Origin of the sequence: Pseudomonas sp. HS6-2 (genome assembly GCF_049325675.2) — a bacterium.
Lineage (GTDB): Bacteria > Pseudomonadota > Gammaproteobacteria > Pseudomonadales > Pseudomonadaceae > Aquipseudomonas > Aquipseudomonas putida_N.
The window spans coordinates 34534-47968 of sequence record NZ_CM143906.1; the positions used below are offsets into that span (position 1 = coordinate 34534).

Genomic DNA, 13435 nt, shown 5'->3' on the forward strand with positions numbered 1-13435 from the left:
GTTAATATGTCACCCATCAATGAGGGGCGAATACCATGAGCTTTTTCAAAAACATCCTGGGCGGGCACCATGGCCGTGGAAACCACGGTGGAGGCAAGCACCACAGCGGGGGACATGGGGCCGAGCAATATGATCGCCATGGCCGGCAGCAGGGCTGCGACGGCGGTAATCAGGTGTATGACGGCGGGCGCCCTCCCACTCCTGCCCCCATCAAAGATCTGCAGGGCTGCAGGCAGTGCCGGACGGCCAACGATCCGTCAGCACGCTTTTGTCTAAACTGCGGAACACCGCTATCGAGTGGTTGCACCGCCTGCGGCTCGCTGCTGAGTGCAGGAGCAAGATTTTGCAGTCACTGTGGCCAAGCGACGCTCTAAGGCTAGGTAGACAGGAAGGCCAACGAGACCACAACCCTGCGCAAGGAGAAATACGTGGGTTCAAATCATGACCATGGCAGCGCTGCAGTACGCGAGGGGCATCAGAAGAAGCTAATCATGGCGCTCGGCTTGACTGGCAGCTTCATGATTGCAGAAGTGATCGGTGCGTGGATTACCGGCAGCCTGGCGCTGCTGTCGGACGCATCTCACATGTTCACAGATACTGCCGCCTTGGCGATCTCACTGATTGCACTTCAGATAGCCAAGCGGCCGGCGGATCAGAAAAGAACCTTCGGCTATGCGCGCCTGGAAATTCTGGCTTCGACGTTCAACGCCGTGCTGCTCTTCCTGGTGGCGATGTACATCTTGTATGAGGCCTACCAGCGCTTCTTCATGCCGGCGGAGATCGCTACCGGAGCGATGATGTGGATCGCAATCGCCGGCCTGATCATCAACCTAATTTCGATGCGCCTTCTGGCATCTGCGAGCAACGAAAGCCTCAACGTCAAAGGAGCCTACCTCGAAGTTTGGAGCGACATGCTCGGCTCGCTTGGCGTAATCATCGCGGCACTTATCATCCGCTTCACCGGCTGGACCTGGGTCGACACGATTGTCGCTGTGGCGATCGGCCTTTGGGTTCTGCCGCGGACGTGGCAGTTGCTTCGCGAAAGCCTGGGGATCCTCATGGAGGGTGTCCCGAGGGGGCTCGACGTTACGGCAATCGAGGCCACCATCCTCGGAGTAGATGGCGTGACGGACGTTCATGACTTGCACGTGTGGGCTGTCAGCAGTGGCAGTAACGTGATGACGTCGCACGTAGTGGTTCGGGATTCTGCAGATGGGGATGCTGTGTTGGCGGCCGTCGTGGATGCTGTCAGCGATGCATTCGAAATCCATCACTGCACCATCCAGATCGAGCGGGCAGCTTTCCACGAGAGCGTTCCCTCACCCTCGCACTGACCGATCGGTAAACACCATGCAAACACATCACCCTCCTGGCTGAGGGTGATGTTGCAAAAAAAATGCGGTGAGGGATGCCGTAAACGGCAGGAGCGCTTCAAGGGGGTTGGTGAATGGCTTCGCCTGCCCTCGTCAACAACCTCCAGAAGGCTCAGCGATGGCCTGGATCATCACGAAGTACCTACTCACTGCCGGTATAGTGATTCTCGTGTCAGAGCTGGCGAAACGCAGCGACAAGCTGGGCGGCTTGGTCGCCGCCCTACCCTTGGTCACGGTCGTGACGTTGGTCTGGCTCTATTTAGAGAACCAGAGCATGGAGAAGATCTCCAACCATGCTTGGTACACGTTCTGGTACGTGCTTCCGACCCTACCGATGTTTATTGCTTTTCCATTGCTGCTACCTAAGCTCGGCTTTTGGCCGACACTGATCAGCAGCATCCTCATCACAATGGCCAGCTTCGGAGGCTTCGCCATACTGCTGCGCCGGTTCGGCATTGAGCTTCTATGATCCGGTGGCCGCAGGGATCATCTTGATGAGTCTTAACGGCTATTAACACACTCGCCCTTCACCAGGTAGCGAACCATGTGCAGTTCGCCTTTCGAGTCTTCGTAGGTCATCATGCTTCTTACATTACCGCAGTACCGCACACTGGGTGATACATACACCAACTTACCAACGTCCAGGTCCATGCCATAGGCGTAGTCTTCTAGTTGAGGCATGGGCTTTTTTACGCGTTGAGCATAATCCGCTGTAGCCTCTCTAGCAGTACGCTCGATGCGTTTATTGATCTCCATACCGCTTTGGGCATTGGCTGTTAGTGATGTAAAGAGCAAAAACACGGCGATCGCTGATACAGTAGTGTTCATAAGAAGTCCCTTAATAAAAAAGCGCCCGTAGGGGGGCGCTAAAATTCACCTACCAAAGGAGCGTATGGTTTACAGGTGAATGCACTGGCGCGAACAACTGCTCGGTGCTCTTGCCAAGCTGCTTTGAAATGAGACAATTTCCAAAGCAGCGATGCCTCTTCCGCTGCCCTTAAACTAGCAAAGGAGGCTAACACCAAGATGATCGGGCAATTACAATTTGGACATGTAATAGATTGTAAGATAATTATTCGAGAGAATATCGAGCCGCCACGTGAACTAATTTGCAGAAAGGCGCTGCGGTTTGCGGCCGTGCATGGGGTCTGCCTGCGTGGCGCCCTCGATCCAAGGCCAGTACCAGTCCTTGCAAGCTAACGACCGAAATGCTGCCTGTCCTGGCCGATTCCACCTGCCAGGCGAATCTGTCATACACCGCCGCAGGCCCCAGAATCCGCTATGCTTAGGGGTGGAGCCTGCATGACTGTCAGAAATCTTGCGGCTACATTACAAATTTGTAGGATTTCGCCGCGGCCAGCTTCTTCGCGTTAAGATTCAAGCGTCCTCAGGTGACCCGGCGTATGGACAGAGGTAGCGACTACCACATGCCATACCCTCAGCCAAACTTTCGAACAGCCTGCAACCATAATCTTGGCGGATTAGGCCAACTCCTTCCTCACACCTTGAGATAAGTTATGCGCGTTCTAGTTGTGGAAGACGAAATTAAAACTGCCGAATATCTTCAGCAGGGCCTATCCGAAAGCGGGTATGTCGTAGATATCGTGCACAACGGTGTAGATGCTCTGCACTTGTTCAACACTAATGTCTATTCGTTGGTCCTCCTGGACGTGAACCTCCCGGGTATCGACGGCTGGGACCTGCTGGAAACCATCCGTAAGACCAGCCGGGTCCGCATCATCATGCTGACCGCCCGCGGACGCATCAATGACAAGCTCAAGGGCTTGGACGGCGGCGCGGATGACTACCTTGTGAAGCCATTCGAATTCCCTGAGCTGCTTGCTCGCATCCGTTCGCTGCAACGCCGTGGTGATGAGTTAGTCGAGAAGAGCTCGCTGAAAATTGCCGATCTGGAACTCGACTCCGTCCGCCATCGCGTCTTCCGCGGTGGCACACGCATCGATCTCACCACCAAGGAATTTGCGCTTCTGCACCTGCTCATGAGCCGAACGGGCGAAGCGCTGACTCGCTCTCAGATCATCTCGTTGGTCTGGGATATGAATTTCGATTGCGACACCAATGTCATCGATGTAGCCATCCGGCGCTTGCGCTCGAAGATCGATGAGCCGTTTGAAACCAAGCTCATTCACACGCTTCGTGGCGTTGGGTACGTTTTTGAGGAACGCGCATGAGGCCATTCAGCCTGGCTGCAAAGCTAGGGTTAAAAGTTGGGTTGATGAGCGCAGCGTTGCTGCTTCTGTTCGCCACCTTTGGCTATCTGATGGTAGGCAAGGCTCTGGAAAGAAATGCCAGAGCAGACCTGGAAGTAAAGATGGCGGGGATGGCTCACAACCTGTCCACCATCCCGGACATCTCCGGCGTCAACGCGGATGCGCATCAGCTTGTCGATTTGGTCATGGGCCACAACAACCTGTATGTGAGCATATTCGATACCTCACAGAATCAGACTCCCCTGCTCTCGATTGGCTCGAAACAGGTCAATCTGGAGGTGCACAAGTTTCAGCCGGCGGCCCAGCCCAAAGAGCACGAATGGCGTGATACGCAGGACCGTCCTCTGCTGAGTGCTTCTCGAATCATGCGTTTGGGCGATGGAACAGAGGTCAGCGTCTATATGACCATGGACCAGTCATCCAGTGAGGCGCTGCTCGATGCGTTGCTGACCTGGGCCTTGATGATGTCCCCCGTCATCCTCGCACTGATCTTGGCCATTGGCTGGTGGACTGTGCGCAGAGGCCTGCTACCACTGACCAAGTTCCTCAAGATCGCCTCGAAAATCTCAACCGAGAGCCTCGACCATCGCCTTCCAACTGATGGGATGCCGGCAGAACTCAAAATGCTCGCCGACGGCATCAACATCATGCTGGCTCGCCTGGATGATGGGGTTCAGCAGCTCTCGCAGTTTTCTGACGACCTTGCTCACGAACTTCGAGCACCGCTTTCCAACCTGATGGGCAAGGCCCAGGTTGCCTTGACCAGAGAACGATCGCTTTCCGAGTACCGGGAGGTTCTGGAGTCGTGCACAGAAGAGCTGGACCGCATGAGCCGCATGGTTTCCGACATGCTGTTCTTGGCCCAGGTCAGTCATCCAGCATCAATGGTGGAGTTCGAATCCGTCTCCTTGGTCGACGAGGTTCAGCGAGTGTGCGAGCTCTTCAGCATTTCAGCAGAAGAAGGCGAGATTCAGCTGCAGATCTCCGGCAGTGATGACGTGGTGCGCGGGAATCGCCTGATGGTTCAACGTGCCGTCTCGAATCTGGTCTCGAACGCGATCCGTTACTGCCCTCGCGGCCGCACGGTCTACGTTAAGGTGCAGCATAGTGCGAGCGGTACGACGTTGAGTGTCGGCAACCCCGGCCGTGGTATTGCCAAGGAACACCACGCGCACTTGTTTGAGCGGTTCTACCGTGTGGACAAGAGCCGAGCACGGAGCGAAGGCGGTACCGGTCTTGGCTTGGCCATTGTGCAGTCGATCATGAGTCTGCACCAGGGATCGGCGAGCGTGGAGGTGACCGAAGAAAACTTCACCTGGTTCCACCTTCACTTTCCGGAAGCCCAGCAAATGCAGCCGGCAATGACCGCCGCTTAAATTGCGCAGACACGATTAGGCCCGTCAATCGACGGGCCTTTTGTTTGCCTCAATGCATCAGTGCCGAAGGACCACAGGGTCCATGGGCGACCGCAGAATCACCGACTTAATAATCTTCTGTTCGTCAGGATTGGCGTTTTTCCACAGGTGTGAGAAGTACTGAGCATTCACTTTCTCTTGAGCACTTACGCTGCCGGCGGCATCGATCAGGCGCATGGTCGAGTAGACACAGATCAGCGCCAGAATGAAGAACGCCGTGGCGACCACCATCACATAACGCTTGGCCAGCACCGGTGCCCGCTTGAGCTCCTGGATAGAGGCGTCCGCCGCCTTTGTCGCTGCTGTAAGCTCCGAGATCAGTGGCTGGATGGCGGTGTCGACTCCGCGGCATGCAGCTGAATACGCTGATGCAGCGGCGCGCAAGGCAACCTCCTCCGCGTTCGACCAAGCCTTCTCCGCCTTTCGCACCTCCTCCTGAATCTGCCGGCCGACAGCGTCCACCTGCTCCACCAGTTCGTTCGACCTCTCCAGAACAGCGCTGGAGGTGCGCGTCTGCGAGGTCAGCTCATCGAGCTGGACAGTGAGTTTTTCAGTGCAGCGGCGAAAGTCACCGATAGCAACTGCCCAGGGCTCTATGTCATTCATGGCTATCTCCTAGGGCGGCCAACAACGCCGCGCTGAATTAACGCGCTAGATATCAAAATTGTAATTTAAGAGAAAATTCGAAGTCGCCCTCGACAGTGCCGAGATAGACATGATCCTTCCAGATTTGAAGATTTAACGCATCCTATCTGCAGCCAAAATTACGGAATTGTAATTATTGACTCACCTTGTCGTTAGCTTCGCGTTCCTAAACTACAAACCAACAAAGGCCGCTAATCAGGTTGGCCTAGTATGAACCGAGGTTCACAATGAAATTTGTCAAATCTATCGCTATTGGCAGCCTGCTGCTGGGTCTCATGGGTACCGCTTACGCTGAAGGCGGCTTCGAGCGAACGAAACAGTTCAACGAGAACTTCCGAACCGAACAGGCTCGCCTATGGAGCGATGACTCTTCGGACCAGAACAAACAACAAGTCGCTCAAGAGCAAAAGAAAGAAAGCAAGGATGGTAAGGAACAAGCCGACAATTAATCGGCGGTTAAATAGGACTTCAAATGACGAAAGAAATCGACAAAAAAGCCAGGGTAAAACCTGGCTTTTTTGTGCTTGGAATTTAGCCTTCGTTCTTGCGAGGCGTTTCCGCATTGCTTTCTCCGGCCAGACCCTCGGCACCTTGTGCGGGGCGTTTCCAATGGCACAGCAGGAGCTGGCTGGCGTTCGCTTCGGTGATCGATGTGCAAGCTAGATCAGCGGGCAGACCATCCTTGCTGTCTCGCAAGCGCCTGGACAGATAGAACGAGCCATCCCGCGGCCACTTGGCAGGATCCTTGATGTTCTCGGACTTCCCGCTGCTGTAAAACTCCGACGAGTATGAGCGGCGGCCAGGATAGATCAGGGGAGCGGAATGAGCAGACTGCACATTGAGCCAGGCTTGAACCACATCCCGCTGATTCTGAGGGCGCTCCTCTAGTACCCCGGCGTAGATGATGCCCGCACCGATGATTGGCAACACCAATGCGCTCGCAGCGGCAGCCCAGGTGGTCTTCGGGCCAACTTCGCTGACCCGTGCAGACAGCAGCAATGCCCACGCTGGCAGCGCGGGTAGCAGGTAGGTCCACAGAATGTTGCCTGCAAATGTGAAGAAGACCGGTGTCGCCAAGGCCCACAGCCAGAGGTAGGCTTTGAAGCGCTGCATCGATCCACGCTTGCGGATCAACAGTGGTAGAAACAAGGCCCATGGCAGTAGCGACAATCCGAGCTGGATCCAGATGCTGCCGTACGGCTTGGCATGAGCACTACCATAGAGGTCCCCTGCCCAGTTACTGACGACGTAGCGGCTCCAGTGCTCACCAACGAAGAAGTACTCCATGAAGCCGGGCGTTTTCATCTCGGCCGCGACATACCATGGCACGGATATACCGAACATGAGTACAAGGCCGCTAATCCAGGGAAGCCTCAGTACCCGTCCCCATTCCTTGTAGATAACGAACCAGGCGAATGCCGGCGCCCCCATAAGCACCAGGGTCAGCGGCCCTTTGGCAAGCAAGCCCAGCCCGAGACCTGCGAACATCAGGTAGGCATCCGCCTTGCTGGCGCACTTCATCCAACGCCAGAAACCGTAGCTGGCCAGCAGAATCGAGAACGACAAAACAGGGTCAGTCAGCACAACACCGCTGGAGACCAGGCCAAGTGTGGTGCTGGAAAAAATAATGGCAGCCCAGATGCCGGCGTTACGAGAAATCTGCTGCGTGCCGAGTTTGATGATGATGAAACAGCTTGCCAGGTGGAGTAGCCACGCTGGGAAGCGCGCAGCGAACTCGTTAACGCCGAAGACCGTCATGCTCGCGGCCTGGGTCCAGAAGGACAACGGAGGCTTGCCCCAGAACGGTACCCCGTAGTCGAACATGGGCGTGATCCAGTCATTCAACTCGACCATCTTGCGAGCCATTTCAGCGTAACGGGCCTCAGATGTGTCCATCAGCGGGTAGATGCCCAGCCCCACCAAACGCAATAGCAAAATCGAACCCAGGACCCACCACAGCGTCCTCTCGTTCTTCAGGTTCAGCATTTCTTACCCTCGATCGAAGCCATCGAAGGGTGGAGTGACACGGGATCTGCCTTGTTGCTGTGCTTCAGGAAATAGAGAGGCCGGCGCTTCACTTCCGCGAGTGTCACGCCCAGGTACTCCCCCACCATGGCGACACCGACGCACATGAATGAAGCCATTCCGACGATCAGGTGATGGATGTCGAAACTGCCTGCCACAAGCGACGCAAGCATGTAGCAGATGCTGGAGACGAAAAGACCGAAACTGATGAGGCTGAAAATGCGCAGTGGTTTGCGAGAGAAGCTGACGATGCTCTCGATGGCCAGATTGAACAGGCCAGCTGCATTCCATTTGGTGCTCCCGGCATGGCGAACAGTGCGATTGTAGGGCAGTTCGATGGTACGAAAGCCTACCCAGCCGATCATGCCTTTGAGAATCCTGGAGCGTTCATCCAGGGCCCGCAGGGCTGCCAGCGGCGCAGGCCCAATCAATCGGAAATCGCTGACATCGGCCGGCATGTCCACCTTCTCCACCAGGCGCTGCATGACCCAGTAGTAAGCCCGGGCACTCATGCGCTTGAACCACGAATCACCGATTCTCAGGTTGCGCTGCATGTTCACCACGTCGTAGCCGCGTTGCCAGTAGTCCACCATGGCCGCGATGAGCTCTGGTGGATCCTGCAGGTCGACATCAATGAAGATCAGCGCACTGCCACGGGCATGGTCTATCCCGGCGCTCAGTGCAGCCTCTTTGCCGAAGTTGCGACTCAGGGACAGGCAACGTACAGATGACCCATCCTGATAGTGGCGAAGAATGTCGGCCGTCCGGTCATTACTGCCGTCGTCGACATAGAGGATTTCGCAGGAGACGGGTAAGCGCTTCACCACGCGGGTGATTCGCTGGTGGAACTCGGGGATGGTTTCCTCTTCCTGGAAGCAAGGGACCACGATGGTTAACAAGGGATCAGGGCGCTCGGGAAAGCGATGTAATGTCTGCATGATTGAATGTCCAAAAACGATGTGCAATGAATCCAAGTGCAGTGAGGCTTAAGGTCACTACGACTTGGGAGATGAGCGGTGACAGATTCGACTTGATGAGGAACCACATACCCACGCCATTGCCGAAGTTTGTGGTTAACGCGACCAGTGCAAACCTGACAGGCTGAAACTTACGAGAGCCATCTGCCACAAAACAGAGCGCCCTATTTCCAATGAAGCTCGCGATTGCGCCAACCATGCCGCCACAGATACTGGCCAGTAACGGAGTAACGAATTCTGTCGTAACCAGCAATAGGAACACCGCATAATGGACTCCCGTTGCTATGAAGCCGATCCCCAGATAACGAATCAGTAAGGTAGTAAGAGGTGGGGTTTGATTTTCCATGCCCAAAGCCTATGGAGGCAAAGGTGAAAAAATAGTGAACTAAATGTAAATGCGTAATTAGCCGAATCTATATATGGTAAGTAACAAGTCGGCGCACTAGGCTAGCACGCTACAATATCAGAGGGATTGCCTGAAAATTACGCTTTCGAAATAAAAGCCTTCCGATAACGCATGCATGACCCGTGGATTACAATGTTGACAAGATAAGGAAACACCGGGTGGCATTGAGATAGATTCCCCGAATTAAGGGGGACCTAATGGTTACACAAAATGAAACATATACAAGCAGCGTTGTTCCTTACAGCCCTGACATATTGGATGATTTGCCAATTGATGATCAGCTGGCCGTAGAGTTTTTCGCAACAGCACGTTGTGCCAGTTTCAAACAGGCTGCCCGAGGGCTCAATGTGCCAGTGGTAGGCCTGCGGAAACGCTTGGAGAAACTGGAAGAGCACATTGGTGCTCCCGTGTTTGTCTACAAACACAACAAGCTTGCCCTGACCCGCACAGGCGAGAGGGTCAGCCATTACCTGTGCCAGCTCTTCGGCCCAGACGGCCTTGGCAAGTCCGGTGAAAAGGAAGTCCCCAGGCTTACCATCGCGATCACAGAGCCAGTGCTGAACGACATCGTAAACCGCGATCTAGTCGCCTACGTGCGTGATCATGCCGAAATGCAGCTGGAAATCCATTCAGAATGCACAACGCAGATGCTTTCTGAGTGTGAAGTCGATGTGGGTATCGCTTTGGTGAGCCCAGATGATAAAGGCGCGCTTGATCGCCATCCTACGTATAGGTTTGAAAGGCTTGGCCGGATTGGGCACGCCCTGTTCATTTCCAGCCGCTATTCAAGAAGCGTCACCCTTCCAGTGGAGAGCTTGGATTTGCACAACTTCATGCTCGTTGTCCCTTGGGATGAAGAGATCTTGGCGGGCTCACGAAAGTGGGCATCGATAATGGCTGAGCATCAGGGCGGTACCACTCGGGTCAAGAGCTACAACCTATCACGAGGCCTTGTCGTTGGCGGTGCGTGTATTGGAGTGCTGCCCGACTACAGCCGAAAACTGGAGAGAAATATCCTACCCGTGCCGGGTTTCCTGGACGACCTGGAGGAGAAAGATGTCTATCTTGTTATCAAAACGAAGCTTGTCCGCAATCCGCAGGTTTTGGAAATTCGAAGATTGATCAAGAAGAGCTTCTTTGATAAGAAGGACTGGCTTGTTCGGTAACAGTTTTGTTAGGTTTCAAACTCCTCCGTTAACACTACAGAAACACAACTGTCATATTCGCTTGCAACCTAGTCAGAGTGCTTAGAACAAAGGCATCTTGTTACAGCGGGTGACAACCGTGGCCTGCTCCCATCTGCAAGATAAATTTAGGCCGGCGCAGGGCGAAATATAACGTCGGTAGCTAAGCACTTAACATACGAGAGGCAAGCAATGATCCGTTCTTCGAACATGCGGGAAAAGCTGTTGGCTGCCGCAATAATAGGCACATTTTCCTCGCAAGCATTCTCCGGAACAGTAACCACTGACGGAGCTGACATCGTTCTGAAGACCAAGGGCGGTCTTGAAGTATCGACTTCTGACAAGGAATTCAGTTTCAAACTGGGCGGCCGAGTTCAGGCCGACTACGGCCGTTTCGATGGTGTCTTCACCAAGAATGGCGATACCGCTGACGCAGGCTACTTCCGTCGCGCCTACCTTGAGCTCGGTGGCGTGCTGTACCGCGACTGGAAGTATCAGCTCAACTACGACCTTTCCCGCAACACGGGCAACGACTCCGACGGCTACTTCGACGAAGCCAGCCTGACCTACACGGGTTTCAAGCCGGTGCAACTGCGCTTTGGCCGTTTCTACACCGACTTCGGTCTTGAGAAAGCCACCAGTTCGAAGTGGACCACCGCCATGGAGCGGAACCTCTCGTACGACCTGGCGGACTGGATCAACGACAACGCCGGCATGGGTGTTCAAGCCACCAGCACCATCGCTGACATGGCTTATGTTTCCGGTAGCGTTTTCAGCGAAACCAATAACAACTCGGATGGCGACAGCACCAAGCGCTACAACGTACGTGGCGTGTTCGCACCGCTGCACAGTGATGGCAACGTCCTGCACGTCGGTGCTCAGTACGCTTACCGCGACCTCAAAAACAGTGCGGTCGATACCCGGATTCGTTCGCGTCTGGGCGTCCGCGGTGTAGATACCAATGGCGGCGGCGATGCCGGCACCAACGGCAACCGCATGCTGTTTGGCGGTGCTGCTGCACAAGATGGCCTGTGGAAGGACGACTCGGTCTGGGGTCTCGAAGGTGCCTGGGCCACCGGCCCGTTCTCGGTTCAAGCGGAATACCTTCGCCGCAAGCTGAAAGCTGACCAGGCCAACAACGACATGAAGGCCTCCGGTTACTACGCCCAGATGGCTTACACCCTGACCGGCGAGCCGCGTATCTACAAGCTCGATGGTGCCAAGTTCGACACTATCAAACCAGAGAACAAGGAACTGGGGGCCTGGGAAGTCTTCTACCGCTTTGACGATATCAAGGTCGAAGACGGCAACCTGGTCACCGCGGCGGACCAATCGAACGAGCGCAAGGCCAAGAGCCACACGGTGGGTGTGAACTGGTACGTCAACGAGGCGGTGAAAGTCAGTGCCAACTACATCAACGTGCGCACCGACAACAACGAGAACACCGTGGGCGACGACAGCGGCAATGCCATCGTGACCCGCCTGCAATACGTCTTCTGATCCCTCTCATCAGTCTGACGTGAGAAAGCCGGAAGCGCTCAACGTGCTTCCGGCTTTCCTGTTTCTGGAGGTGATCAAGCATGGAGCGCCCTCCTCCTACCTGCTTTCGCTTACCGATGACCGCTCTTGCCAAAGCTCGGCGAATCTGATGTGATTGCCGCGTCGGGCTTTGCATGGTGGCCGTGCAAGCAAATCAAACCTGACTCCTATTCATGATTGAACCTGATTCGACGTCCAGCTTCGCGTCTAACGGCCCTACAAGCGCAGCTACCCCAACGTCGCTCATTAGGGGATAGTCATGTCTGCAAAAAAGCTGCTTCAACCTCTCGCTGCTCAGCTGCACGCCTCGTTCTCGGCTTCTGGCCGCCCGTACTCTCATCTGCACCTCCACCAGCTGTTCCACGCGGCCATCGGCTCCGTTGCACCGCAAGTTGCCATCCAAGACAAGCTGCCAATTCAGGTCTGTCGTGACAACGAGACACGGCAGTACAACCTCTACGCGGCGGTCGAGCGGGCGAAAACGTGCTTAGGATTGACCGATCTTCAAGCAGTCGGTGTGGCTGAAGAAGTCATTGAGGTGCTACGAACTGCGGGAATCGGCGTGAACCAGGTTCGCCTGCTCCTTGACCCCTCCTTCAGCTCGAAGACTCGCAAAAAGGCCTTCAAGGCTCTCTGCAAGAACCTGGATCTGAACGAGCTAGGCGATCGCTTCGTCCCCAAGACTGCCACGTTGGCCATCGCTGCTGGTATTGCGCCGCCTCCCAAAATGTCGTGGAAGGATCGCTTCGCCCTGGCTGCAAATTCCCCCATGCGGGGGCCAAGCGAGCTCATCAGCATGGTCAACCGGGATGAGTGTTATCTGTGGGTATTCCCACCGACTGACCATCATGCGACGGCTCCAGCGACGCATGACCGTTTCTTTGGTGAAAAGACCCACCCGAGCGCAGAAATGGGCATGGGGTTCAGCATCATCGATTCCGGCTGGACCCGCCCCAAGTACCCGCTATCCAGGCAGTCACAAGAGACCTTCATCCAGTATTCGCTTTCTGCGCCGATGTGGTCCTGGCGCGCACAAAGTGACACCTGGCGCCTGGGAAACATCCTGCGTTCAAGAATCCTTGACGGGGCTCCTTGGCATAACGAGCCTCTGAGTGACGTGCTTCCGAGCGGCCTTAAATCCCTGCCCCGGATCTATGGGTGCGAAACCTGCCGAACGCTGTTCATTGAGAATCACAGCGACTACCCGGATGTACCCACTCAGTGCCAATGCGGTGAGGCGAGCAGCACGGGTGACCAAAACGAGTCATCTGCTCTCAATAGCTGATTTTCCTTACGGTGGCGGGCTGAGCCCCCCGTTAGGGATTGGCTATGGGAGCGGGATTCGCTCACCCCAAACCTGAAGGCGCCGCCACCTAACCGAGCGATATGAGCTGAATGCTCGCGGAGTAGATATGCAAAAGAGTAAAAACAAACAGGACACCCTGGCGGCGATCAATGCGCTTGTCGAGATTGCGTATGATCAGGGATTTGCGGACGGACACGGAGTCGGCAATCAAGTCGGTTTCGTAGCCGGTGTCATGAGCCTCAAAGCTGCATTGGCCTGCGGCTTACGGCATGGCTCACCTGAGTGCGGAAAGGCCCTTGAAAGCCTCAAGCGCATCGGGATCGACGAGTGAGAG

General features: G+C 55.3%; 15 protein-coding genes. 10 read left to right on the forward strand and 5 right to left on the reverse strand.

What is annotated here, in order from left to right:
- Positions 1–35: 35 nt before the first annotated feature.
- The 3 genes from ACOKS3_RS00145 (at position 36) to ACOKS3_RS00155 (ending at position 1842) form a co-directional block, all read left to right on the forward strand.
- Positions 36–374: a zinc ribbon domain-containing protein gene (locus ACOKS3_RS00145; RefSeq protein ID WP_071890582.1), complete on the forward strand. Its 339-nt coding sequence runs from the start codon at positions 36–38 to the stop codon at positions 372–374.
- Positions 375–428: 54 nt separating this feature from the next.
- Positions 429–1334: a cation diffusion facilitator family transporter gene (locus tag ACOKS3_RS00150; protein ID WP_010951438.1), complete on the forward strand. Its 906-nt coding sequence runs from the start codon at positions 429–431 to the stop codon at positions 1332–1334.
- Between the two features lie 157 nt (positions 1335–1491).
- The gene (locus ACOKS3_RS00155; RefSeq protein ID WP_011953105.1) at positions 1492–1842 is read left to right on the forward strand and encodes a DUF3147 family protein; all 351 of its coding nucleotides are present in this window, start codon (positions 1492–1494) and stop codon (positions 1840–1842) included.
- 32 nt (positions 1843–1874) lie between these two features.
- Here the strand turns inward: ACOKS3_RS00155 and ACOKS3_RS00160 are convergent, their stop codons facing one another.
- Positions 1875–2201, reverse strand: a complete 327-nt coding sequence (locus tag ACOKS3_RS00160) for a DUF2790 domain-containing protein (RefSeq protein ID WP_011953106.1) — start codon at positions 2199–2201, stop codon at positions 1875–1877.
- Positions 2202–2890: 689 nt separating this feature from the next.
- Between ACOKS3_RS00160 and ACOKS3_RS00165 the strand changes: the two genes are divergently transcribed.
- Together ACOKS3_RS00165 and ACOKS3_RS00170 are read left to right on the forward strand one after the other, a co-directional pair.
- Positions 2891–3565, forward strand: coding sequence for a heavy metal response regulator transcription factor (locus tag ACOKS3_RS00165; protein ID WP_015268421.1), 675 nt, complete (start codon positions 2891–2893; stop codon positions 3563–3565).
- Positions 3562–4980, forward strand: coding sequence for a heavy metal sensor histidine kinase (locus ACOKS3_RS00170; RefSeq protein ID WP_011953107.1), 1419 nt, complete (start codon positions 3562–3564; stop codon positions 4978–4980). The genes ACOKS3_RS00165 and ACOKS3_RS00170 overlap by 4 nt, the downstream gene beginning before the upstream one ends.
- Positions 4981–5037: 57 nt before the next feature.
- On the opposite strand, the gene ACOKS3_RS00175 is transcribed toward ACOKS3_RS00170, so the two are convergent.
- Positions 5038–5625 (reverse strand): hypothetical protein, encoded by a 588-nt coding sequence (locus ACOKS3_RS00175; protein ID WP_010951442.1) that lies wholly within the window; start codon positions 5623–5625, stop codon positions 5038–5040.
- Positions 5626–5891: 266 nt separating this feature from the next.
- Here ACOKS3_RS00175 and ACOKS3_RS00180 point away from each other — a divergent pair, with 266 nt between their 5' ends.
- Positions 5892–6113: a hypothetical protein gene (locus tag ACOKS3_RS00180; RefSeq protein WP_010951443.1), complete on the forward strand. Its 222-nt coding sequence runs from the start codon at positions 5892–5894 to the stop codon at positions 6111–6113.
- Positions 6114–6195: 82 nt separating this feature from the next.
- On the opposite strand, the gene ACOKS3_RS00185 is transcribed toward ACOKS3_RS00180, so the two are convergent.
- Genes ACOKS3_RS00185 through ACOKS3_RS00195 form a run of 3 tightly spaced genes read right to left on the reverse strand, consistent with a single transcriptional unit; the run spans position 6196 to position 9012 of the window.
- Positions 6196–7650, reverse strand: a complete 1455-nt coding sequence (locus ACOKS3_RS00185; protein WP_010951444.1) for a phospholipid carrier-dependent glycosyltransferase — start codon at positions 7648–7650, stop codon at positions 6196–6198.
- The gene (locus ACOKS3_RS00190) at positions 7644–8627 is read right to left on the reverse strand and encodes a glycosyltransferase family 2 protein (protein ID WP_010951445.1); all 984 of its coding nucleotides are present in this window, start codon (positions 8625–8627) and stop codon (positions 7644–7646) included. Before ACOKS3_RS00190 ends, ACOKS3_RS00185 begins: the two co-directional genes overlap by 7 nt.
- Positions 8593–9012: a GtrA family protein gene (locus ACOKS3_RS00195; protein WP_010951446.1), complete on the reverse strand. Its 420-nt coding sequence runs from the start codon at positions 9010–9012 to the stop codon at positions 8593–8595. The genes ACOKS3_RS00190 and ACOKS3_RS00195 overlap by 35 nt, the downstream gene beginning before the upstream one ends.
- Before the next feature lie 257 nt (positions 9013–9269).
- On the opposite strand from ACOKS3_RS00195, the gene ACOKS3_RS00200 reads away from it, so the two are divergent.
- The 4 genes from ACOKS3_RS00200 to ACOKS3_RS00215 all read left to right on the forward strand — a co-directional run bounded on the left by ACOKS3_RS00200 (position 9270) and on the right by ACOKS3_RS00215 (position 13432).
- On the forward strand, positions 9270–10238 hold the full coding sequence (locus ACOKS3_RS00200; RefSeq protein ID WP_011953108.1) for a LysR family transcriptional regulator: 969 nt from the start codon (positions 9270–9272) through the stop codon (positions 10236–10238).
- A gap of 210 nt (positions 10239–10448) precedes the next feature.
- A complete protein-coding gene (locus ACOKS3_RS00205) occupies positions 10449–11756 on the forward strand; it encodes an OprO/OprP family phosphate-selective porin (protein ID WP_009395904.1) in 1308 nt (435 codons plus the stop codon).
- A 298-nt stretch (positions 11757–12054) separates the two neighbouring features.
- Positions 12055–13080 (forward strand): hypothetical protein, encoded by a 1026-nt coding sequence (locus ACOKS3_RS00210; RefSeq protein WP_011953109.1) that lies wholly within the window; start codon positions 12055–12057, stop codon positions 13078–13080.
- A gap of 127 nt (positions 13081–13207) precedes the next feature.
- On the forward strand, positions 13208–13432 hold the full coding sequence (locus tag ACOKS3_RS00215) for a hypothetical protein (protein WP_010951451.1): 225 nt from the start codon (positions 13208–13210) through the stop codon (positions 13430–13432).
- The last annotated feature ends 3 nt before the right edge of the window (positions 13433–13435 follow it).